Genomic DNA, 22,439 nt, shown 5'->3' with positions numbered 1-22,439 from the left:
GTAGATCCCCCTGGAGCCCCACTACTGAGCTGTGTGACGCCTTCAATTCGAACATGTGATCGAATCTCGGTCTGCGACACCGGAACCGGCCGGCCAACCGGGAAATGACACTGATGTGATTAGACACGTGTTAGCTGCACCGGTCAAGCGCTAGAACGGAATTTCATACCATCCCGTGACCGAAAATCGGCGCGTCGGTTATCCGGCGTGTCGTCAAAACGACCCCACGGACGACGCTACTGCAGCACGAGGGCCTAGTCTCGGTCGATGTGAAGGTCTGCGTTCTGGTCGGCGGCGTCGGTGGCGCCAAGTTTCTCCTCGGCGTCCAACAGTTGCTGGGGTTGGGGCAATTCGCTGGCGCAGGCACCGGTCCCGTTGGCGACCACGAACTCACAGCAATCGTGAACGTCGGTGATGACGCATGGATGCACGGCGTGCGGATCTGCCCCGACCTAGACACGTGCATGTACACCCTTGGCGGCGGCATCGATCCGGTGCGGGGTTGGGGGCACGCAGACGAGACGTGGAACGCCAAGGCCGAACTCGCCGCATACGGCGTGCAACCCGACTGGTTCGGCCTCGGCGACCGAGATCTCGCCACGCACCTGGTCCGAAGTCAGATGTTGCGCGCGGGCTATCCCCTCTCCCAGGTGACCGAGGCGTTGTGCAAGCGCTGGCAGCCCGGCGCGCGCCTGTTGCCCGTCACCGACGACCGCTGCGAGACCCACGTCGTGGTTTCCGATCCAGAAGATCAGTCGGGCACTCAGCGGGCGATTCACTTCCAGGAGTGGTGGGTGCGCTATCGCGCCCAAATCCCCACGCACGGCTTCGCCTTCGTCGGCGCAGAGGACGCTTCGGCGGGCCCAGGCGTCACCGACGCCATCGCCGAGGCCGACGTCGTATTCCTCGCGCCGTCCAATCCGGTCGTCAGCATCGGCGGCGTCCTGGCCGTACCCGGCATCCGGGCGGCGTTGCGCTCGACGCCCGCGCCCGTCGTCGGTTACTCCCCCATCATTGCGGGAAAGCCGTTGCGCGGGATGGCCGATGAGTGCCTGTCCGTGATCGGCGTCGAAACCACCTCTGCGGCCGTCGGGGCCCACTACGGCGCCCGATCGTCGGTCGGCATCCTCGACGGCTGGCTCATCGACGAAGGCGACGAGGCGACGGTCGACGGTGTCGAGGTGCGAGCGATACCACTTCTGATGACCGATCCGAAGGCGACCGCCGAAATGGTGCGCAGCGGACTGGAGTTGGCGGGAGTGGACCAGTGAATGCCGACCACGGCTCCGCCGACATCATCGAAATCCTGCCCGTGCCAGGGCTTCCCGAATTCCGGCCGGGAGACGACGTGGCGACCGCCATCGCCGCCGCGGCGCCGTGGCTGCGCAACGACGACGTCGTCGTGGTCACCAGCAAGGTGCTCTCGAAGTCGGAGGGCAGGATCGTCGCAGCGCCGACGGACCCGGAAGAGCGGGATGCCCTGCGCCGCAAACTGATCGACTCCGAGGCCGTGCGCGTACTGGCCCGCAAGGGCCGCACGTTGATCACCGAGAACGCCATCGGATTGATCCAGGCCGCCGCGGGCGTGGACGGCTCCAACGTCGACGCCGCCGAATTGGCCCTGCTGCCCGTCGATCCCGACGGCAGCGCGGCAGCGCTGCGGAGTCGGCTGCGCGAACTGCTTGGCGTCACCGTCGGCGTGGTGATCACCGACACGATGGGTCGAGCCTGGCGCAACGGCCAGACCGACGCCGCCATCGGTGCCGCAGGCGTTGCGGTGCTCCACGGCTACGCGGGCGCCCACGACCAACATGGCAACGAACTGCTCGTCACCGAGGTGGCCGTCGCAGACGAGATCGCGGCCGCCGCAGATCTGGTGAAGGGCAAGCTGACCGGCGTCCCGGTCGCGGTGGTCCGCGGCCTGAAACCCGGCGACGACGGCTCCAACGGCCGCACCTTGGTGCGCGCGGGCGAGGAGGATCTGTTCTGGCTGGGCACCGAGGAGGCGTTGGCCCGCGGCCGCGAGGAAGGCCTACGCCAGGCGCAGCTGCTGCGGCGCTCGGTCCGTCGGTTCACCGCGCAGCCGGTCGACCCCACCACCGTGCAGGAGGCCGTGAGCGAGGCGCTCACCGCGCCGGCCCCGCACCACACCCGCCCGGTGCGGTTCGTCTGGATCCGCGACCACGCCACCCGGGTGCGGCTGCTCGATCGGATGCGGGACCAGTGGCGCGCCGACCTGACCGCCGACGGACGGGCCGCCGACTCCGTCGAACGCCGCCTCGACCGAGGGCGGATCCTCTACGACGCGCCAGAACTCGTCATCCCGGTGATGGTGCCCGATGGCGCCCACGCCTATCCCGATGCCGCGAGAACGGCCGCCGAGCACACCATGTTCACCGTCGCCGTCGGCGCCGCGGTGCAGGCGCTCTTGGTGGCGCTGGCCGTCAGGGGCGTTGGCAGCTGCTGGATCGGCTCGACGATCTTCGCTCAGAACCTCGTGCGCGAAGAACTCGATCTGCCAGCCGACTGGGAGCCGCTCGGCGCCGTCGCGATCGGCCATCCCGAAGAGCCGGCAGGGCCACGGGATCCGGTGCCGACGACCGATCTCCTGATAGAGCGATGAGCGCTCGCGCGAAGAGCAGAACGCACCGATGACACTGCACGACTCGGTCGTCAGCACGCTCACCCATTGGCCGGCACCCGATTTCACGCAGGACTCGCTGCGCCACGCCATCCTGAGCTTCGTCCTCGCTCGCCCCGACGCGTGTCTGCGAGAGTGCGTGCCGGGCCACATCACCGCCTCGGCACTGGTGCTCGATCACACGGGCACGCAGACGCTGCTCACCCTGCATCCGCGCCTGGGCCGCTGGGTGCAACTCGGCGGGCACTGCGAAGCCGACGACGCGGACATCGCCGCCGCGGCGCTGCGTGAGGCGACGGAGGAATCCGGCATCGCCGGGCTCACCGTCGACTCCGTGCCCGCGGCGCTGCACGTGCACCCCGTGACGTGTTCGTTGGGGGTGCCGACGCGCCACCTCGACGTCCAGTTCGTCGCCCGCGCCGCCGAGGGCGCCCAGATCACGTGCAGCGACGAATCGCTGGATCTGCGGTGGTGGCCGTTGGACGGCCTGCCCGAGGGGGCAGACGACGGGCTACGACAGTTGGTGCGGGCGGCTCAGACGTCCGTGGAGTAGCGAATTCCGCCGTCGGGGATCTGCACTCCCGGCCACACCCTCGCTCCGCGCAGCAGCTCGCACCGCGCCCCGATGCTTGCGCCGTCGCCGATGACGCCGTCACGGATCAAGGCGCGCGGGCCGATGCGGGCGCCGAACCCGATGATCGACCGTTCGATGACCGACCCCGCCTCGATGCGCGCCCCGTCGAAGATCACCGCGCCGTCCAGCCGGACGCCGGGGCCGATCTCCGCACCGCGGCCGACCACGGTTCCGCCGATCAAGAGTGCACCGGGTGCCACGGCGGCTCCGTCGTGCACCAGTTCCTCGCCCCGATGGCCCTTCAGTGCGGGCGACGGCGCGATGCCGCGGACGAGATCGGCTGAGCCACGGACGAAGTCGTCGGGAGTGCCCATGTCGCGCCAGTACGTGGCGTCGACGTAGCCGCACACCTTGAGGCCTTCCGACAGCAGCGCCGGGAACACCTCGCGTTCGACGGACACCGCGCGCCCGGTGGGGATGCGGTCGATGACCTCGCGCTGGAAGACGTAGCAGCCCGCGTTGATCTGGTCGGTTGGCGGATCCTGTGTCTTCTCCAGGAACGCCGTCACACCACCGTCGGAATCCGTTGGCACACAACCGAATGCGCGGGGATCGCCGACGCGCACCAGGTGCAGGGTGAGATCGGCTTCGCGCTCGTAGTGGCTGGCAAGCAGCGCGCCAAGGTCGGAGCCGGACAGCACGTCGCCGTTGAATACCAGCGCGGTGCCGTACCGCAGCTTCGACGCCACGTTGGCGATGCCACCGCCCGTTCCGAGCGGCTGGTCCTCGACGACGTAGTCGATCTCCAGGCCGAGCTTGGAGCCATCGCCGAACTCGGCTTCGAACACCTCGGCCTTGTACGAGGTGCCGAGCACGACGTGCCGGATGCCGGCATCGGCGATGCGGGAGAGCAGGTGCGTCAGGAACGGCAAACCCGCCGTCGGCAGCATCGGCTTGGGCGCGGACAGCGTCAGCGGACGCAGGCGGGTGCCCTGCCCGCCGACCAGAACGACCGCGTCTACCTGAGACGGATCCACGGAAGTTGCCACGTCATCGCCTTCCTTTCGCCAGCTTGCGCCGAGAGCTCCCGACCACTATCCGAGCGCGAGCGGCGAGAGCCGACCTGATGGCCCATCGCAGCGGCGCCTGCCACCAGCCACGATGCCGATCGGCGAGGAAAGTGTAGGTGCTTTCGTGATGCGCCGCCAAGTTGCGGGCTGGATCGCGACCCGTGGCATGTCCCTTGTCGTGCAAAATCTCCGCCGACGGCACATACACGTTCAACCAACCGGCCCGTTCGAGGCGATCTCCCAGGTCCACGTCTTCCATGTACATGAAATACCGCTCGTCGAAGCCACCGACCTCCTCGAACGCGGCCCTGCGCAGCAAAAGGCAGGACCCCGACAACCAGCCGACGGCGCGTTCGCTGGGCTGGAGACGCTCCTGGCGGTACGCGGCGGTCCACGGGTTGGATTTCCAGAACGGTCCGACCACGGCGTGCATGCCACCGCGGAGCAGGCTGGGTTGGTGACGAGCGGACGGATAGACCGTGCCGTCCGGATCGTGGATCAGCGGGCCGAGCGAGCCGGCCCGGGGCCACCTGGTGGCCGCGTCCAACATGGCGTCGATGCTGTGCGGACCCCACTGCACGTCGGGGTTGGCCACGATGAAGAACTCGGAGTCACCCGAGATCGTGGGATCGGCGAGCACCTCGGCGACCGCGCGGTTCACGGCGGTGCCGTAGCCGAGGTTGCCACCGGTGCGCAGCAACCGCGTGTTGGCATGACGCTCCAGGGCTTCCTCGGGGGCGCCGTCGGTGGAACCGTTGTCGGCCATCACCACCGTGACGGGCCGCTCCGTGGCGTGCGACAGCGTGGCGAGGAACCTGTCGAGATGCGGCCCTGGTGAATACGTCACCGTCACCACGACCAGTTCGTCACTCACGGCGTAAAGGGTAGCGGGATGGGCATCGGAGTCCCGCTTCGTGCCGCGCCCGTCAGCGCGCCAGCACCCCGGCCGTGAACTTCGGCTGCCAGTCCGAGGTGAGAAGCGCGCCGACGTTGGACTCGCGGTCGCCGCGGTTCGCCGTGTCGGTGTCGCGGATGCTGTAGATGAAGGCGGGGCCGCTGTAACCGGTCGCCGCGGCCGCGGCGAGCACGTCGGTGATCTGCTTGGCCTGTTCCTGCGGGCTGACGCCGTCGGCGCAGTCGCAGGTGGGAGCCCCCAACTCGGTCATCCAGATCTTCTTGCCACCGTCACCGTTGCCTGCCATGACGTCGTGCATGGCGCCGACGTCCGACCAGCCGTTCTCGGGATTCGCCGCAAGACCGGTGGGAAAGACGTAGGGGTGCGCCGCCGCGGCATCGAAGCTGCCCTTGGCACCCGCTGCGTACATCTTCTCCAGGAACGCCGGCGGCGACTCCTCGCCCGGCAGTCGGCTCAGTCCGGCGAGGACGACGGTGCTGCCTGGCTGCACCGCCTTGATCGCCGGGTAGGCGGCCTTCACCAGCTCGGTGTAGCGCGGGGCGTTGCGCGGCGTACCACCGAAGAACAACGGGAGGTTCGGCTCGTTCCACAGCTGCCAGTTCGACACTTGCGCGCCGTACCGCTGCACCACGGCGGTGGCGAAGTCGGCGTAGTCGGACGCGTTGTTCGGCGGTGTGGTGAAGTAGCTGCCCGGTGGCCGGGCCCAATCCGGCGAGTAGGCGATGACGCCGAGCACCCGCAGGTTGCGCGCCGCTGCGGCGTTCATCACGACGTCCTGCTGGCCCCAGTTGTACTGGCCCTTCGCCGTTTCGATGTTGGTCCACGGGATGAGCACCCGCAACCAGGTCGCGTTGGTCTTGGCGACGGCATCGAGTTCGCGGTTGACGTCTTCGGCGCCGAGCCACGTCATCTGGGCCCCGTCGCCGAAGCCGTAACCCGCTGCCGGGATGACAGGTGGCGCGGCACTTGCCGTCGGTGACACGGCGAAGCCGACGACGACCGCCAGACACGCCAAGAAACTTGCTGCCCGTTTCGTCATGACCAGAAAACTACCGCACCGGCGAATTCGTCACGCCTCCCGAACGGCCGCCGTGGCGGGCGAAATTCAGCCAGGCGAGGACGCCAGCGCCGCCGCGAGCGCGTCGCGCCACGGCCGTAGCGGGGTCAGGCCCGCTGCTGCGGACCGGCGACCGGACAGCGCGGAGTACGCCGGTCTTGGCGCGGGGCGGGGAAACCGGGCGGTGTCGACCGGACGCACCCGTGCCGGGTCGGCGCCGAGCAGCTCGAACACGGCCTGCGCCTGTTCGAAGCGACTGGCCTCGCCCTGATTGGCGGCATGCAGCACGGGTTCGGAGATCGTGCCATCGGCGACCTCGAGCAGCGCCGCCGCCAGGTCGCCCACATACGTGGGCGTACCGATCTGGTCGGCCACCACGTCCATCGTCTCGTCGCCGGCCGCTCGCCGTCGCACGGTCGCCACGAAGTCGCCACCGTCACCGCCGGAGAAGATCCAGGACGTGCGGACGACGTGGGCGTCGGGCATCGCTGCCAGCACCGCGAACTCACCCGCAAGCTTGGTCTCGCCGTAGACGCTCAGCGGGCCCGTCTCGTCGTCGATCTCGTACGGTCGGGGCTCGCCGCCACCGAAGTCACCACTGAATACGTAGTCGGTGGAGATGTGCACCAGGCTTGCCGCGACACGCGCGCAGGCGTGGGCCACGTTCTCCGCGCCCGTGACGTTGACGGCGCGCGCTCTTTCGGCGTCACGCTCGGCGTCGTCGACCTTGGTGTAGGCGGCGCAGTTGATCACCACGTCACCCACGGAGATGTGCCGCTCGGGCGCCGTCGCGTCGGTGACGTCGCACTCCGACGACGTCAGGGCGAGCACGTCGCGCCCCTGCTGCGTGGCCTGAGCTGCCAAGACGGAGCCGACCAGGCCTCCTGCCCCGATGATCACGATCCTCTGCGACATGGTTGAAGAGTCTGGCACGCCGACCCGCCCTACCCGCTCTGCGGCCGCCTCGCCAGTAGCCTGGGCTGATGCCAGGTCGCCTCGTTCGCACCGTTGCCGTCGTCTCGGCACTGGTCGTCGTCCTCGGCACGGGCGTCGCCTGGAGCAAGATCCGCTCGTTCGAGTCCGGCATCAACCACATCTCCTCGGCGTCGCTCGGTGGCGGCGGCGAGGACGGTGCCATCGACATCCTGCTGGTCGGCATGGACAGCAGGACCGACGCGCATGGCAATCCGCTGTCGGCCGAGGAGTTGGCCATCTTGCGGGCCGGTGACGACGTGTCGACCAACACCGACACCATCATCCTGGTCCGCATCCCCAACAACGGGAAGTCGGCCACCGCCATCTCGATCCCGCGCGACTCCTACGTCGAGGCGCCTGGTCTTCGCAAGATGAAGATCAACGGAGTCTTCGGCGAGGTCAAGCTGGACAAGATGAAGCAGCTCGTCGAAGAGGAAGGCATGGATCCCGCGCAGGCCGAGCCGCAAGCGAATGCGGCGGCCCGCGAGGCGCTGATCGCGACCGTCGCCAAGCTGACGGGGGTGACCGTCGACCACTACGCGGAGATCGGCCTGCTCGGCTTCGCGCTGATCACCGATGCGCTCGGCGGAGTCGATGTCTGCCTCAAAGACGCCGTCTACGAACCACTTTCGGGTGCCGACTTCCCTGCCGGCTGGCAGAAGCTGGACGGCCCGCAGGCCTTGAGCTTCGTCCGGCAACGGCACGACCTGCCACGCGGTGACCTCGACCGGGTGGTGCGCCAGCAGGTCGTAATGGCATCGCTTGCCCACCAAGTGATCTCGGGCAAGACACTGTCCAGTCCGGCCACGCTCAACCGGCTGCAGGACGCCGTCCAGCGCTCGGTGGTGATCTCCGATGGCTGGGACATCATGGACTTCGTCACGCAGCTGCAGAAGCTGGCGGGCGGCAACGTCGCGTTCGCCACGATTCCGGTCCTGCAGGAGGACGGCTGGAGCGACGACGGCATGCAGAGCGTCGTTCGGGTGGATCCGGAACAGGTGCACACCTGGGTGTCGGGCCTCTTGCAGGACCAGGACGAGGGCAAGACCGAAGAGCTGGCCTACTCGCCGGCGAAGACCACCACGGAAGTGGTGAACGACACCGACATCAACGGTCTCGCCGCCTCGGTGTCGGAAGTGCTGTCCAGCAAGGGCTTCACTCCTGGCGACGTCGGCAACACCGAGGCCGAACACGTCTCGCGCAGCCAGGTCCAGGCAGCCAAGTCGGACGATCTCGGCGCCCAGGCCGTCGCGAAGGAACTGGGCAACCTGCCGGTCGTCGAGGATGCCACGGTGGCGCCCGGATCGGTGCGGGTGGTGCTTGCGGCCGACTACACCGGCCCCGGCTCCGGCCTCGGCAACGAGGACCCGTCGGCCGCCGACACCCAGACCGCCGACCCTGCCGCCGCCGAGTCCTCCGAAGCCCCTCCCCCGCCGTCGCCGATCATCACCGCGGGTTCCAACGATCCGGAGTGCGTGAGCTGAGCACCGTCAGTGCCGCGGTGCTCGATCCGTTGCTGCGCAACAACCCCGCCGGGCCACGCATCACCTACTACGACGACGCGACGGGCGAACGCATCGAGCTGTCCACCGCGACACTCGCCAACTGGGCGGCCAAGACCGCCAACCTCCTGCGCGACGAACTGGGCGCAGGCCCGGGCAGTCGTGTCGGCATCCTGCTCCCCGCGCATTGGCAAACCGCGGGCGTCCTGTTCGGAGTCTGGTACATCGGCGCCGAAGTCGTTCTCGGACAAGCCGATTGCGACATCGCTTGCTGCACACCGGCGCGCCTCGACGAGGCCGACGCCGCCGTCGGAGCGTCCGGCGGCGAGGTGATCGCCCTGTCGCTGGACCCGTTCGGCAAGCCGGTTCCCGACCTCCCCTTCGGCATCACCGACTACGCCACGTCGGTGCGGGTGCACGGAGACCAGATCGTGCCCGAGCGTCAACCGGGTCTCGCCCTGGCCGGGCGGTCGACGGACGACGTTCTCGCCGCGGCTCGGACGTCAGCCGCGGCAAGGGATTTGACGGCGACCGACCGCATACTCTCGACCGCCGGATGGGATACACCAGACGAGCTGATCGACAATCTGCTCGCGATCTACGTCGCCGGCGCATCCCTCGTGCAGGTGGCCAATCCGAATAGCGATCCCGACGCGCAGGCGCGGCGCAGGCTGACCGAGAAGGTCACCCGCGGGTAGCCGTCACCGGGCTCACTTCAGCAGCGCACGTGACATGACGACGCGCTGAATCTGGTTGGTGCCCTCGTAGATCTGAGTGATCTTGGCGTCGCGCATCATCCGCTCGACCGGGAAGTCCACGGTGTAGCCGTAGCCGCCGAACAGTTGCACGGCATCGGTGGTGACCTCCATGGCGACGTCGGAGGCGAAGCACTTGGCCGCCGAGGAGATGAACCCGAGATTCGGCTCGCCGCGCTCGGCCCGCGCCGCGGCGCTGTAGACCATCAGCCGGGCGGCCTCGATCTTCATCGCCATGTCGGCGAGCATGAACTGCACCGCCTGGAAGTCACTGATCGCCTTGCGGAACTGCTTGCGCTCCTTGGTATATGCGATCGCGGCATCCAGGGCGCCCTGCGCGATGCCCACGGCCTGCGCCCCGATGGTCGGGCGGGTGTGGTCCAGTGTCGCCAGCGCGGTCTTGAACCCGGTCCCCGGTTCACCGATGATGCGGTCCCCAGGAATCCGGCAGTTCTCGAAGTACAGCTCGGTGGTGGGCGATCCCTTGATGCCCAACTTGCGTTCCTTCGGCCCGACGACGAACCCCTCGTCGTCCTTGTGCACGACGAACGCCGAGATCCCGTTCGCGCCCTTGTCGGGATCGGTGACCGCCATGACCGTGTACCAGGTGGAGTGACCGCCGTTGGAGATCCAGCACTTCGACCCGTTCAGAATCCAGTCGTCACCGTCGGCCTTGGCCCTGGTGCGCATGGCTGCGGCGTCGCTGCCGGCCTCCCGCTCGCTCAATGCGTACGACGCGGTGGCCTCCCCCGCGCCGATGGACGGCAGCACCTGCTTCTTGAGTTCCTCCGAGCCCTTCATCAGCATGCCCATGGTGCCGAGCTTGTTGCAGATCGGGATCAGCGACGACGACGCGCACACGCGGGCGACTTCTTCGATGACGATGCACGCCGCCACCGAGTCGCCCCCCTGACCGCCGTACTCCTCAGGAATGTGGATCGCCGAGAAGCCCGAGGAGTTCAGAGCCGCGAGCGCTTCGTCTGTGTAGCGCGCCTTTTCGTCGACGTCGGCCGCGTACGGCGCGATCTCCTTCTCGCACAGATCACGCAGCACGGTGCGCAAGTCGTCGTGCTCCTCCGACAGCTTGAAGACGTCGAATGAGGGGTTACCGATGGCCATGAGAACTCCTTGCTACTCGCCGGTAACTTTACCTGGTGCTGCCGCGTCGCCCAGCAGCCGATCCCGCAGCGCCGCGTCCTTCTGCAGCACCATGGCCTCCAGATCGGCCTGGAAGCCCTCCATGCGGGCGCGCAACGCGGGATCCGACGAGCCGAGGATGCGTACCGCCAGCAGACCCGCATTGCGGCCGCCGCCGATCGACACCGTCGCGACCGGTACGCCCGAGGGCATCTGCACGATCGACAGCAACGAATCCATGCCGTCGAGGCGCGCGAGTGGCACCGGTACGCCGATCACCGGCAGCGGCGTTGCGGCGGCGACCATGCCGGGCAGATGCGCTGCGCCACCCGCTCCGGCGATGACGACCTCGAGGCCGCGGCCCGCCGCGTTCCGCGCGTAGTCGAGCATCCGACCGGGCGTGCGGTGCGCCGACACCACGCCGACTTCGAAGGGCACGTCGAACTCGGCCAGCGCGGTCGCCGCGTCTTCCATGACCGACCAGTCGCTGTCGCTGCCCATGATCACGCCAACTCGAGGGCTAGGCATGTTCGTCCCATCCATCCGTCCACTCACCGTGCGAGAGGTAGTGCGCGGCGCGTGCCGCCCGCTCCCGTAATTCCGCCACGTAGTCTTCGTCGGCGGCCGATCCGTCGGGCGCCCCGAGCAGGTTCACGTGCCCGATCTTGCGCCCCGACCGCTCCGACTTCCCGTACAGGTGCACCTTGGCGTCCGGCATCCGCGCGAACAGGTGATGCAGCCGCTCGTCCATGCTGATCGCCGGCGCAGTCGGCGCGCCGAGCACGTTGGCCATCACGGTCAGCGGCGCGATTGCACCCGTCGCGCCGAGCGGATAGTCCAGAACCGCACGCAGGTGTTGTTCGAACTGGCTGGTCCTGGATCCGTCCATGGTCCAGTGCCCGGAGTTGTGCGGGCGCATCGCCAATTCGTTGACCAGCAGCCCGCCGTCCTTGGTCTCGAACAGCTCGACGGCCAGCACGCCGACCACCCCGAGCTCCTCGGCCAGCCGCAGACCCAGAGCGCCTGCGGCACGACCCAACTCGGGATCCAGGGCGGGCGCGGGCGCGATGACCTCGACGCAGATGCCGTCTTGCTGGACGGTCTGAACGATCGGCCAGGCCGCGCCCTGCCCGAAGGGCGAACGGGCCACCAGTGCGGACAGTTCACGCCGCATGTCGACGCGTTCCTCGACGAGTACCGCCACGCCGTCGGCCAGATACCGGCCCGCTGCCTCACGCGCCTCGGTGACGTCACGGGCGAGGATGACGCCGCGGCCGTCGTAGCCGCCGCGCACCGTCTTGACGACGATCGGGCCGCCGACCAGCGCGGCGAAGTCGTCGACGTCGTCGACCTTCGTCACCTCGGCGAACCGCGGCACCGGCGCCCCAAGCGCGTGCAGTCGTCGCCGCATCACCAGTTTGTCCTGCGCGTGGATCAGCGCCTCCGGCGGCGGAGCCACCTTGACGCCCTCGGCGACCAACTTCTCGAGCAGCTCGGTGGGCACGTGTTCGTGGTCGAAGGTCAACGCATCCGCGCCCTTGGCCGCTGCGCGCAACGCATCGATGTCGGTGTGCGCGCCGAGCACCACGTCGGGGCTCACCTGAGCGGCCGGATCGTCGGGAGCAGCAGCGAGCACGCGCAGCGTCTGGCCGAGCGCGATTGCCGCCTGATGGGTCATCCTGGCCAGCTGGCCGCCACCGATCATGGCTACGACTGGGGGTGCACTCACGCTGCTATGTTGTCACGGCCGGAACCGGCCGCCACCTGCGCGGGTACACGTCGGGTGCCGGATTTCCGTAGACTGCGCTCTTGTGTCTTTCACTGATGCCACCATCGCGCGGCTGCCGGGTGTGATCCGGCCATACGCCGAACAGCATCACGAGCTGATCAAGTTCGCCATCGTTGGTGGGACGACGTTCATCATCGACTCCGCGATCTTCTACACGCTGAAGTTGACGATCCTCGAACCCAAGCCGGTGACCGCCAAGATCATCTCGGGCATCGTCGCGGTCATCGCGTCCTACATCCTGAATCGGGAATGGAGCTTCCGCGACCGCGGCGGGCGGGAACGCCACCACGAGGCGCTGCTGTTCTTCGGCGTCAGCGGTGTCGGCGTGCTCCTCAGCATGGCCCCGCTGTACTTCTCCAGCTACGTGCTACAGCTCCGGGTGCCCGACGTATCGCTGACCATGGAGAACATCGCCGACTTCGTCTCGGCATACATCATCGGCAACCTGCTGCAGATGGCATTCCGGTTCTGGGCGTTCCGCCGTTGGGTGTTCCCCGACGAATTCGGCCGCAACCCCGACAAGGCGGTCGAGGCGACGATGACCGCAGGCGGCATCGCCGAGGCGATCGAGGACGGCTACGAGAGTCGGGCTCTGAAGGATCAGGACGGCACGGTCACGCCGCTGCGCGGCAGGAAGGCCCGCAAGTCGGATCAGCTCGGCGATTCCTCGGAACCGAGGGTGTCGAAGACTTCGTGATAGAGCAGGGAGTGCACCTGCTCGACGCGCGGAATGTCGTGAAACTCTAGGGGATCCTGGCTCGCCGATTCGATGATCAGCGTGCCCGTGCGCAGCATCCTGTCGAGCAAGCCGTGCCGGAACTCGACGCTGTTGATCCTCGCCAGCGGGATGTCGATCCCGGCGCGGGTCAGCAGGCCGTGGCGGAACATCACCCGGCGGTCGGTGATGACGAAATGCGTTGTGCGCCAGTTCAGGAATGGCCACAGGACCAACCATCCGACGATGATCAGCCAGACCGCTCCGATCACGGCCATCACGACGTTCTTGGCCGTGCCGCTCCAGTCGGTCTGGTTGACCACCGCGGCGCCGAACGCCGCAAGTGCGGTCGCGAGCAGAAGCACGAGGACGGGTCCGATCAACCGCTTCCAGTGCGGATGCCGGTGCAGCACGACGCGCTCGTCGGCGGCCAGCACGTTATCCGGGTATCCCACGGTGCGACTCTACCCAGACCCGGCGCTCTCGAAGGGCCGAAGATGCACGATGTCTCCCGCCGCCACCACGACTGTCTCGTCGCCGCTGTCGATGCGCAGTCGGCCCTGGTCGTCGACGCCCGCCGCGTCGCCGATGATCTCGCGGTTCCCGGGCAGCGTGGCGCGGACACGCATGCCGATGGTGAGACTGCGCGCGGTGTACTCGGACACCAGGGCGGGATCGGCGCCGCCTGCCGCCCGCAGCCCGTCGAGCCGGCGCGCCAGACCGTCCAGCAGTGCGACGACGAGCTCTCGGCGGTCGGTGGGACGGCCGCCGAGGATGGCCAGCGACGTCGCGCCGGGATCGGGCAGTTCGTCGGCCCGCAGCGATACGTTCAGTCCGATGCCGATCACGATGACGGGCGCGGGCGCCGCCACCTCGGCCAGAATGCCTGCCAGCTTCCCCGTGGCGGGCGGTCGCGCCAGTACGTCGTTGGGCCACTTCAGGCCTGCCTCCGCGCCAGCCACTGCCGCGACGGCGTCGAGCACGGCCAAACCGGCCACCAACGGGATCCATCCCCATGCCTGGTTGGGGATGTCCTCCGCATTTACGCCGACCGACATCGTGACCTGGGTACGGGGAACGGCCGACCAGGTGCGGCCATTGCGGCCACGTCCCGCGGTCTGATGTTCGGCGATGAGCACCGCGCCGTCGATGTCCTCGCCCGCCGCCGCGCGCGCGATCAGATCGGCGTTGGTGGAGCCGGTCTCTGCCACCACGTCGATCCGCCGCCACCGTGCGCCGCGAGAAGCGTCCCGCAGCGCGGCGGCATCCAGGGGATTTCGCCAGTCGTCAGTAGTCATGGTGCGACAGCCTATTGCGGTGTGTTTCCGGTCACGAACGGCCGGTCTCGGTATGAGTTCGCGAGCTTCGACCGATACGCTCGGTTACCGCGTAGATCTCGTGAAGATCTCGTGCGTTTGGGAAATTCGACTGCAGCCGAATAGCGGCGCATCTTCTCATTTTGCGGTGACGTCCGAGTAACTCCCCGAGGGAGACCGGCTGGGCCGCGTGACGATGGTTGCTGGCCGGAGCCCGTGTGCCTGCCTCAGCCGGCCGACGCTCAGTAAGCGCCGGATCCGGTGGCGACGGTGCGAATGGTCTTCACGGCGATGAGCACGTCGTTGGTGATGGACCAGTTCTCCACGTACGACAGGTCCAGGCGGACCGAGTCCTCCCATGACAAGTCCGAGCGACCGCTCACTTGCCACAGTCCGGTGATGCCGGGCAGGACGAGCAGCCGGCGGCGAACCTGGTCGTTGTAGGTGTCCACCTCGCGGCGCAGAGGCGGGCGCGGGCCCACGACGCTCATGTCGCGGCGCAGGACGTTGAAGAACTGCGGGAGCTCGTCGATGCTGTACTTGCGCAGCAGGCGGCCGACGGCGGTGATGCGCGGGTCGTCCTTGATCTTGAAGAGGACGCCGCCCACGCTCTCGTTGATGTGGACCAGACTGTCGACCTGCTTGTCGGCGTCTTCCACCATCGTCCGGAACTTGATCATCTGGAACGGCGTGCCCTCGAGACCGATGCGTTCGGAGCGGTAGAACACCGGGCCCCTACTGGTCAGCTTGATGGCGACGGCCGCGGCGATCATCACGGGCAGCGCACCCAGCAGCACCGAGATCGACACGAAGTAGTCGAACGCCAGCTTCTGGATCTTCTTGGTGCCGCTGTATTGCGGCTTCTCCACGTGGATCAGCGGCAGACCGGCGACGGGGCGCATGGTCAGGCGCGGGCCTGCGACGTCCACGACACCGGGCGTGACGACCAGGTCAACGCCAAGTGTGTGCAGGTCCCAGGACAGTTCCCGGACGCCTTCGGGGCCGAGGTGGTCAGTGGTGGTCAGCGCGACCGTATCGGCGTTGGTCTTGAGGATCGCGTCGTGGACCTTGCCCTCGTCGCCGAGCACGGGCAGCGTGCCAACACCCGGAATGTCGATGGTGCCGCCCGAACTACGCCCGGTGAGGCAGACGCCGACGACCGAGTAGCCGTAGCCCCAGCCACGGGTGAGCGACTGAACCAGGCTGCGCACGGCGCGGGCATCGCCAACCGCGAGCACCGTGACGACGCACTGCCCCCGACGACGCTGCCTGGCCAGATAACCGCGGCAGATGTTGCGGCTGACCATCAAACCGGCGAGGCCGAGCGGGAACGCGACGGCGAGGTAACCGCGGGCGTACTCCGGGCGGAAGATCATCAGGGCGACGGCGACGACGCCGATGGTCGCGAGCGTCGCGGACACCACCCGCCGGTATTCCTCGACGCCGGCGCCGACGATGCGCGGCGAACGGGTGCGGTAGGCGGCCAGCAGTGCCAGCCAGATCGCGGCCACGAAGACCGAGAGAATCGAGAAGTAGATCGAGGCCGGATCGAGGGCCGTGATCGGCCGTCCGAGCTTGATCATCTGAGCGCATGCCATCGCCGCCATCACCACGAGCACGTCGGTGACGATGAGCGCGTGCACGTAGCGCCGCTGCCATCGCGGACCTGCCGAGGGAGTGACCGCCCTAAGGGGCGTCCTGGCGGGAGCGTAAACCTCTTCTGCCACCGACACTGGTCGCCGTACCTCCTGTTTGCTGGCAGCTTTCGCGATGGGGTTCCCCCTCATGCCCCGTAACACTATTGCACTGTTTGCCAGCCGACGCCACATATTCGGTGAATAGCCTGGTCACGAACATTCACCCCGTCAGACCGCTTTCGCGAGGAGGCTAAATGGATAGGTGTAAACGAAGTCCCATCCGTGTAACGACTATCGGTAGCGCCGCGATGCGACCAGCCGGACGGTCGACACCGGTCCGTCGGACAATCATCGGTGAAATATGCGCAGGGCGCGCGACGGGCGATATCGCCGGCTGACAAACGTTCCGAATCGTCTCCGCACGATGACGACCCGACCGCTCAACAAGCCTTCAACGCAAGGCAACCGTTCATCGGCATTCGTTCGTCACCGGCGTGCCGGTGAATCGGTCCGCGATCCACGACAGAGCCTGGGTGAAGTCGATGTCCCCGTGCCCCTTGCCCGGTTGTAGGTCCCAGTCGATCGTGCCGCCCAGCGCGCATGCCCTTGCGATGGCATCGGTGGTCCATTGCGCGTCGATGAGGGTGTCGCTGGTGCCGTACACGACGTACATGGGCGCTGACAGCGCCTGCTGAGGTAGCGCCCAGCGGTGAAGCAGTTCGCGTGCCCGCGCCGCCGCGACCGGCGTGTCCGGTGCGACGTCGGCAGGCACCAGGCCCACTGCCGCCTCGGCCCGCCGATCGACCAGCGGTCCGGCACAAGCGCTGAGCACGTCCCAAGATCGCCGTGCGGCCCCATGCCGGTAGTCGTCACGGTTCACATCGGGGAACCGGCGTGCGAGCGATTCGACGACCAGCACGAACGCCAGCGTCTGATCCGGCGTCAGGGTGCCCGCCTGCGCCTTGTCGACGAGTTTGGTGACGTCGGCGGCGGGCGCCAATGCCGCCGCGCCGACGAGGTCGAGCTCGGGGGCATACTCGCGGGCGCGTTCATCCGCCGCCCACGCGGCCGCGCCGCCTTGCGAGTGTCCTATCGCCGCCCACCGCGCTGAGACGTTCTTGAAGGTGGAACGCAGCGCACGAACCGCGTCGATCATGTTGAGTCCAGCCGTCCGCGCGTCGGTGTACGGGTGCACGCCCGGCGTACCGAGACCCTCGTAGTCCGGCATCACGACCGCGAAGCCCTTGCCGGCAAGCCCCGCCACCACGCCGGACATCCCCATCAGGGAGTCGGACGTGGACGGCGCACATTCTTCGTCGATACCGGTGGTGCCATGCCCGAACGCGACGACAGGCCAGCCGCCCGACGGCGCGGCGCCCAGTGGGACGAAGACGCTGCCCGACACGACGGTGGGCGATCCGCCGTCACCGGACGTCGACCGGTACACCACCCGCGCCGCTTGCAGGTGGAGGCCGTTCGACGATGCGGCCAAGCCAGGCATGGTCATTGCGCTCACCAGCGATCCCGGTCCCGCCCCGGTGAGGTCGGCGGATTGAATCGGCACGGCTTGCGACCCGGATCTCGTGATCGATCCGAGCAGCCCGTTGACCATGGTCCAGGAGATGGGCAGCGATGCAGCCAACAAGATGACGCCGACCGCGGTGGTCAGCGTCAGCACGACCCCCCGCAGCGACTTCTGCATCACGTCATCCCGTACCGATATCGTCTCGCCCAGTTCACCGCGGGCCGTTCCACGGCGTAGTACGTCACCGTGGAAATCAGTATCGCCGCGGTGAGGCCGATCGCCACGTTCCACAACAACCCGCTGAGCGTGTCACTTGCCATCAGGCCTGCACGACCGAGAAGCAACATCACCGGGAAATGCCATAGGTATGCCGACAGGGAGATCTTACCGACGAATCGAAAGGGCGCAGTTTCCAACAGGTTTGCAATGTGCGAAGTCTCGCCTCGGATCAAGGGCACCACGATGACGAGAATCGCCAGTCCAGCCAACAGCGCGACCCCACTGACGCCGAACAGCGCCGGCACTCCGCCCGAGGCGAGCAGCACCGCGCACAGCAGCCCCGCGGGCAGCACGGCGATCATCGAGGCCATCCGCACGCGGCGGCTGACCGACTCGGGCAGCATCCGCCGTTCGATCGCCACCACGACGACGGCGGCAAGCATTCCGAACGCGAAGTTGTCGGCGCTGGCGACGAAACTCCGGAGGAATACCGCGACCCAATTGGGTCCCCAGTCCACCAATAGCGGATCCGTCACGTGGAAATGCGCCATCAGCAATGGCACGAGCAACTTGCCGACGAACCCGATGACGAGCAGCAACCCGGGCGCGACGAGTGCAATACCGAATGGGGGCATCGACGTCCGTCTGCGCAGCATGAACAACAGCGCACCGAGTGCGGGCAATGACGCGTAGAAGGCAAATTCCAGAGTCAACGACCACGAGGGATTCAGGCCGGTCTGGAAGTACTTCGGCACATAGGACTGAAGCAGGGTCAGGTTGGCCAGAAGCTGCCACACGTCGGTGATAGTTCCGGTGCCGTCATCGGTTCGTGGGGCCTGTATGGCGGCATTCTGGACGTAGGCCACGCTGAAGACGTAGTTGCAGAGCAGGAAGATGACCAGGTAGCCCGGCATGATGCGGGCGAGCCGGTGGATCGCGAAGTTCTTCACGCTCGGAGACCTGGCTGCCTCCCGATCGGCCACGAGGTTCCGCAGGTAGGGCAGGAACAACAGGAATCCACTGAGGACGTAGAAAAAGATCAGGCCCGTTCCGAACAGATTGGTCCGGTACTCGGATGCCGTGTTCGGCGAATAGTGACCGCCGATGTGCATGATCGCGACGCCGAGGCAGGATAGACCGCGCGCACCATCGAGACCGATGATTCGGGTCCTCGATGCCGTGACGGCTTCCTTGGGGGAAACGAGAGACGACACTTGAGTCATTACTCAGGCGCCTCGGATGCCTCGGGACCATCGGTCGCCTCGGGCGCCGCAGGCGGCTCGGTCGGCCCGATGAACGCGGGGCAGTCGTTGCGAGCTGGATCTCCAGCAAACCGTGCATTCAACCACGGGAACGCTGATCCGCCGTCTACGTCGGCGTGTCCCCTATCGACTTGCAGCTCGATTTGAATGGTGTCCCCCTTCCGGCAGGCCTCGTCCAACACGCGGTCAGTCCACGTCGGCGGAACGAGTTGGTCCTGACCACCATAGACGACCAAGATCGGCGCGGTAGCTGGGAGGTGGGGCAAAGACATCTCTTGGAGTCGCGCTCGAAGCGAATCCGCAGCTTGTGGGTCCGCAGGCTTCAAATCGTCACTCGACAAGTTCTTCGCTAGGTTTGCGCTTTCTGTAGCTTCCTGTCCCTTGCACGCAAGGAAAACGTCCTGCTTCTCCCGTGCCAGACCGCTGCGGTAGTCGTCGAGCCTGAAGTCCGGCGACTCCTCGGCGAGGGACGCCAGAATCTGCAACAGGGCAACCCTTTGCTCCGGCCCAAGGGTCCCGTCGATCGCAGCATCGGCGAAACCGTCGATGGCAAGGGGCGCGGAATAACTGGCCGACCCGACCAGTTCCAGGTCCCCGGCGTACTCGGCGGCCAGCTCGTTCGCGGCCCACGCAGCCTGACCGCCTTGGGAGCCACCGAACGCGGCCCAACGGTTGGAGGTGTCGGGTACGAGTTTGCGCGCTGCCCGCACCGAATCGATCAGGTTGTAGCCCTCGGTCGTGGAATCCAGATACGGGTGATAGGTGCGGTCCAGTCCCAGACCTTGATAGTCCGACATCGCGACGACGAAGCCCGCCTTTACCAAGCCCGTCACCGTGCTCGAAAGACCGAGGAGCATGGGGTCGAGCGAGGGCGCGCACTCCGACCGGATGCCGGTGGTGGGGTGACCGTAGGCGATGATCGGCCAGCCACCATCGGGTGGCGTGCCCTTGGGCGCGAAGACCGTTCCGGTCACTTCCTGCCGGCTGCCGTCGATGCCGGATATCGACATATAGCTGATCCGCGCCGCAATCGACGATGCCCCGCTGAGTCGCCGATCGACCGTGGGCATGTCCTTCGCAGAGATCAACGAACCGGGATCCTGGCCGCCGTACTGACCGGGCAGCGACATTCCCTCCGCCGGAGGAGGCGGCTTCGGTTCCACTGGGGCGCGCTGACCGCACCCCGTCACGATCAATGCCGCCGACAGCAGGCATGCAAGCAGAGCGCCACCGCGCATCACTAGCCCTTCCGTTCGCCGACGGCCCGGTATTGGGCAAGCTCGGCGGGACACATTGCGCAGTATGCCGCCCACATCCGTTCCGCGAGCTCCCGTTGACCAGCGGCGCTGTAGTGCCGATCGGCGTCGCTGTTGAATGCCGACCGGGGTCCGGGGGCAAATGCCGTGCGCTGCCGGCGATTTGGCGTGTCCTGATGTACCGCGTCGATTCCGGAGTAATCCTTGTGGCTGCGCTCCATCTCCTCGGGCACCATCTGACCGAGGATGAACGGCGTTTCGCTGCCATATCGCTCACGCAACGCGTCGATCAGAGTGTCGAGCTTGTCCTGGTATGCCGGAGCCGACATCAGCGGTACGTCGGTCTCGCCCTGGTGCCAGAGAACCGCCGCCACATGACTGCCCGGATACCGGTCGAGCGCGGCATCGATGGCAGCAATGGCTTGCCGGTAGAGGTTGACCCTGGTCGAGGTGTCGCTGCCGTCCCACGTGTAGCCGTTCTTCGGGGTGAAGGACGTGTCGCCACGGGCGCCAGGGATGAGCAATACCGCCCTGCCGGTTTCGTCGGCCAACCGCTTGGCGAAGGTGACACCGAAGCCGACCCTCTTGCAAGGGATTTCGTGCAACAGCGGGTCGACGCCCGCGACCACGGTCCCCTTCGAAGGCCCGCACATGGCCCACTGGTGGACCAAGGGGTGTGGACGGTCGAGCCCCGTGGGGTCCAGCCCGAGCCCCATCCCGAACGCGTTGGACTGGCCGAGGATCGGTACCACGAGATAGGGCAGTTCGGGCTTGGCCACCGAGATGCCTGGCTTGGCGATGCGTCGCTTGACGATGCACTTCGCCTCGATCAGCAGCCGCCGCCCGAGTGGACTGTCCCCATCGGGATTCCTATTCCTACGGGCACTCATTGACCGCGGGCTTCCCCTCGAACCGGGCGTCCATCCATGCCAGGGGGCCGGCCCAGTCGATATCCCCGTGGCCGGCGGTCGGGTCCTCTTGCCATGACACGTTCCCACCGAGTGCGCAGGCACGCTTGATCGCCGCGATGGTCCAGGCCGGGTCGATGAAGGTGTCCTTGGCGCCGAATGCGAGGTACAACGGCGCAGACAGTTTGCGTTGGGGCAGCGCCCACCGGGCCAGCAGCTTGCGGAGTCGGTCAGCCGCCTCTGGAGTGCTCGGCGTGAAGTCCCGAGGGCCCAGCTTCTTCGCGGCCGCCGTGCGCGCATGCACTTCAGGTCCACCGCACGAGGCCAGTACGTCCCAGTAGCGGATCGCCGCACCGTGCCGATAGAGGTCGAGGTCGAGGTCGGGGTGCAGGCGTGAGAGCGAGTACAGGATCGCCTGCATCACCGGCGCCTGATCTTCCGTCAGAGTGCCTGCCACGGCCTTGTTCACCAGCCCTGTCACGTCGGCAGCCGGTGAAAGCCCAACGGCACCAACCAACTTGAGTTCGGGCGCGTAGATGGCGGCCTGTTCGTTGGCCGCCCAGGCGGCTCCCCCACCCTGGGATCCGCCGAGTGCGGCCCATCGGTCCGAAACTCCGTCGAACGTGTGCCGCAGTGCCCGCACGGCGTCGATCATGTTGAGCCCGGCGGTCTTTGCGTCACTGTAGGGGTGAACACCGGGCGATCCCAGGCCCTGGTAGTCGGCCATCACGACGGCGTACCCGCGCTGGGTGAATCCGTCGATGACGGGCGCCTGCCCCAGCAGGGTCGCCGACAGCGATGGGCCGCACGGTTCCTGCCAGCCCAGCGTGCCGTGTCCGAAGGAGACGATCGGCCATCCGCCGGCGGGTGGCTCGCCCAACGGCGTGAACACGGTCCCGGACACCACCGAGGGTGAGCCGTCGTCACCCGACGTGGAACGGTAGACGACTCGCGCCGAGCGGACCGCCCGTCCGTAGTTCGTGCGCGAATAGTCGTCCATGGTCGTGGCACTCACCAGCGAGCCGGGGCCGGTTCCGCTCAGATCGGCCGTGGCAATGGGGTCCCCGATCTTCGAGTCGTCCGACCGAGAACCCGACACCAGCCGGTCAAGGGCCGGGCGACCGACGGTCAACGACGCCAGGACCACGACGATGACCACTATCAGGACCGGCACGGCAACCATGA

General features: G+C 67.3%; 21 protein-coding genes. 6 read left to right on the top strand and 15 right to left on the bottom strand.

The window, feature by feature from the left end:
* Nucleotides 1–269: 269 nt before the first annotated feature.
* Genes cofD through N536_RS0120560 form a run of 3 tightly spaced genes read left to right on the top strand, consistent with a single transcriptional unit; the run spans nucleotide 270 to nucleotide 3,194 of the window.
* Nucleotides 270–1,271, top strand: coding sequence for a 2-phospho-L-lactate transferase (gene cofD / locus N536_RS0120570; protein ID WP_029115335.1), 1,002 nt, complete (start codon nucleotides 270–272; stop codon nucleotides 1,269–1,271).
* Nucleotides 1,268–2,623, top strand: coding sequence for a coenzyme F420-0:L-glutamate ligase (locus N536_RS0120565; RefSeq protein WP_029115334.1), 1,356 nt, complete (start codon nucleotides 1,268–1,270; stop codon nucleotides 2,621–2,623). Before cofD ends, N536_RS0120565 begins: the two co-directional genes overlap by 4 nt.
* A 28-nt stretch (nucleotides 2,624–2,651) precedes the next feature.
* Nucleotides 2,652–3,194 carry an NUDIX hydrolase gene (locus N536_RS0120560; protein WP_029115333.1) on the top strand — a complete coding sequence of 181 codons (543 nt, stop codon included), beginning with the start codon at nucleotides 2,652–2,654 and terminating at the stop codon, nucleotides 3,192–3,194.
* On the opposite strand, the gene N536_RS0120555 is transcribed toward N536_RS0120560, so the two are convergent.
* The 4 genes from N536_RS0120555 to rfbD form a co-directional block, all read right to left on the bottom strand.
* A complete protein-coding gene (locus N536_RS0120555) occupies nucleotides 3,176–4,252 on the bottom strand; it encodes a sugar phosphate nucleotidyltransferase (RefSeq protein ID WP_029115332.1) in 1,077 nt (358 codons plus the stop codon). The two genes, N536_RS0120560 and N536_RS0120555, sit on opposite strands and share 19 nt — an antisense overlap.
* A 13-nt stretch (nucleotides 4,253–4,265) precedes the next feature.
* Nucleotides 4,266–5,159: a glycosyltransferase family 2 protein gene (locus tag N536_RS0120550; RefSeq protein WP_029115331.1), complete on the bottom strand. Its 894-nt coding sequence runs from the start codon at nucleotides 5,157–5,159 to the stop codon at nucleotides 4,266–4,268.
* Between the two features lie 52 nt (nucleotides 5,160–5,211).
* On the bottom strand, nucleotides 5,212–6,240 hold the full coding sequence (locus tag N536_RS0120545) for a cellulase family glycosylhydrolase (protein ID WP_029115330.1): 1,029 nt from the start codon (nucleotides 6,238–6,240) through the stop codon (nucleotides 5,212–5,214).
* Nucleotides 6,241–6,306: 66 nt separating this feature from the next.
* Nucleotides 6,307–7,173: a dTDP-4-dehydrorhamnose reductase gene (gene rfbD / locus N536_RS0120540; protein ID WP_029115329.1), complete on the bottom strand. Its 867-nt coding sequence runs from the start codon at nucleotides 7,171–7,173 to the stop codon at nucleotides 6,307–6,309.
* Between the two features lie 68 nt (nucleotides 7,174–7,241).
* Here rfbD and N536_RS0120535 point away from each other — a divergent pair, with 68 nt between their 5' ends.
* Both N536_RS0120535 and N536_RS0120530 read left to right on the top strand, forming a co-directional pair.
* Nucleotides 7,242–8,717 carry an LCP family protein gene (locus N536_RS0120535; protein ID WP_029115328.1) on the top strand — a complete coding sequence of 492 codons (1,476 nt, stop codon included), beginning with the start codon at nucleotides 7,242–7,244 and terminating at the stop codon, nucleotides 8,715–8,717.
* Nucleotides 8,714–9,433 carry a TIGR03089 family protein gene (locus N536_RS0120530; protein ID WP_029115327.1) on the top strand — a complete coding sequence of 240 codons (720 nt, stop codon included), beginning with the start codon at nucleotides 8,714–8,716 and terminating at the stop codon, nucleotides 9,431–9,433. Before N536_RS0120535 ends, N536_RS0120530 begins: the two co-directional genes overlap by 4 nt.
* Before the next feature lie 12 nt (nucleotides 9,434–9,445).
* Here the strand turns inward: N536_RS0120530 and N536_RS0120525 are convergent, their stop codons facing one another.
* From N536_RS0120525 to N536_RS0120515, 3 genes are read right to left on the bottom strand one after another with little or no spacing between them, the layout of a single operon-like run.
* On the bottom strand, nucleotides 9,446–10,609 hold the full coding sequence (locus N536_RS0120525; RefSeq protein ID WP_029115326.1) for an acyl-CoA dehydrogenase: 1,164 nt from the start codon (nucleotides 10,607–10,609) through the stop codon (nucleotides 9,446–9,448).
* Nucleotides 10,610–10,621: 12 nt separating this feature from the next.
* On the bottom strand, nucleotides 10,622–11,155 hold the full coding sequence (purE, locus tag N536_RS0120520; protein WP_029115325.1) for a 5-(carboxyamino)imidazole ribonucleotide mutase: 534 nt from the start codon (nucleotides 11,153–11,155) through the stop codon (nucleotides 10,622–10,624).
* Nucleotides 11,148–12,356, bottom strand: a complete 1,209-nt coding sequence (locus N536_RS0120515; protein WP_369798451.1) for a 5-(carboxyamino)imidazole ribonucleotide synthase — start codon at nucleotides 12,354–12,356, stop codon at nucleotides 11,148–11,150. Before N536_RS0120515 ends, purE begins: the two co-directional genes overlap by 8 nt.
* Nucleotides 12,357–12,438: 82 nt before the next feature.
* Here N536_RS0120515 and N536_RS0120510 point away from each other — a divergent pair, with 82 nt between their 5' ends.
* On the top strand, nucleotides 12,439–13,113 hold the full coding sequence (locus N536_RS0120510) for a GtrA family protein (RefSeq protein ID WP_029115323.1): 675 nt from the start codon (nucleotides 12,439–12,441) through the stop codon (nucleotides 13,111–13,113).
* On the opposite strand, the gene N536_RS0120505 is transcribed toward N536_RS0120510, so the two are convergent.
* From N536_RS0120505 to N536_RS0120470, 8 genes are all read right to left on the bottom strand, one after another.
* Nucleotides 13,068–13,586 carry a PH domain-containing protein gene (locus N536_RS0120505; protein WP_029115322.1) on the bottom strand — a complete coding sequence of 173 codons (519 nt, stop codon included), beginning with the start codon at nucleotides 13,584–13,586 and terminating at the stop codon, nucleotides 13,068–13,070. The two genes, N536_RS0120510 and N536_RS0120505, sit on opposite strands and share 46 nt — an antisense overlap.
* A gap of 9 nt (nucleotides 13,587–13,595) precedes the next feature.
* On the bottom strand, nucleotides 13,596–14,429 hold the full coding sequence (locus N536_RS0120500) for a biotin--[acetyl-CoA-carboxylase] ligase (protein WP_029115321.1): 834 nt from the start codon (nucleotides 14,427–14,429) through the stop codon (nucleotides 13,596–13,598).
* Between the two features lie 260 nt (nucleotides 14,430–14,689).
* On the bottom strand, nucleotides 14,690–16,234 hold the full coding sequence (locus N536_RS0120495; protein ID WP_081809299.1) for a sugar transferase: 1,545 nt from the start codon (nucleotides 16,232–16,234) through the stop codon (nucleotides 14,690–14,692).
* Nucleotides 16,235–16,553: 319 nt separating this feature from the next.
* A complete protein-coding gene (locus N536_RS0120490; RefSeq protein WP_029115319.1) occupies nucleotides 16,554–17,786 on the bottom strand; it encodes an alpha/beta fold hydrolase in 1,233 nt (410 codons plus the stop codon).
* Nucleotides 17,786–19,051, bottom strand: a complete 1,266-nt coding sequence (locus N536_RS0120485) for an acyltransferase (protein WP_029115318.1) — start codon at nucleotides 19,049–19,051, stop codon at nucleotides 17,786–17,788. The genes N536_RS0120490 and N536_RS0120485 overlap by 1 nt, the downstream gene beginning before the upstream one ends.
* The gene (locus tag N536_RS39005) at nucleotides 19,051–20,328 is read right to left on the bottom strand and encodes a lipase family protein (RefSeq protein WP_051574641.1); all 1,278 of its coding nucleotides are present in this window, start codon (nucleotides 20,326–20,328) and stop codon (nucleotides 19,051–19,053) included. Before N536_RS39005 ends, N536_RS0120485 begins: the two co-directional genes overlap by 1 nt.
* A gap of 2 nt (nucleotides 20,329–20,330) precedes the next feature.
* A complete protein-coding gene (locus N536_RS0120475) occupies nucleotides 20,331–21,236 on the bottom strand; it encodes a sialate O-acetylesterase (RefSeq protein ID WP_029115317.1) in 906 nt (301 codons plus the stop codon).
* A complete protein-coding gene (locus tag N536_RS0120470; protein ID WP_036437089.1) occupies nucleotides 21,223–22,437 on the bottom strand; it encodes a lipase family protein in 1,215 nt (404 codons plus the stop codon). Before N536_RS0120470 ends, N536_RS0120475 begins: the two co-directional genes overlap by 14 nt.
* Nucleotides 22,438–22,439 lie beyond the last annotated feature (2 nt).

Source organism: Mycobacterium sp. URHB0044 (assembly GCF_000620625.1).
Classification (GTDB): domain Bacteria; phylum Actinomycetota; class Actinomycetes; order Mycobacteriales; family Mycobacteriaceae; genus Mycobacterium.
This window is presented reverse-complemented; position numbering and strand designations above follow the sequence as displayed.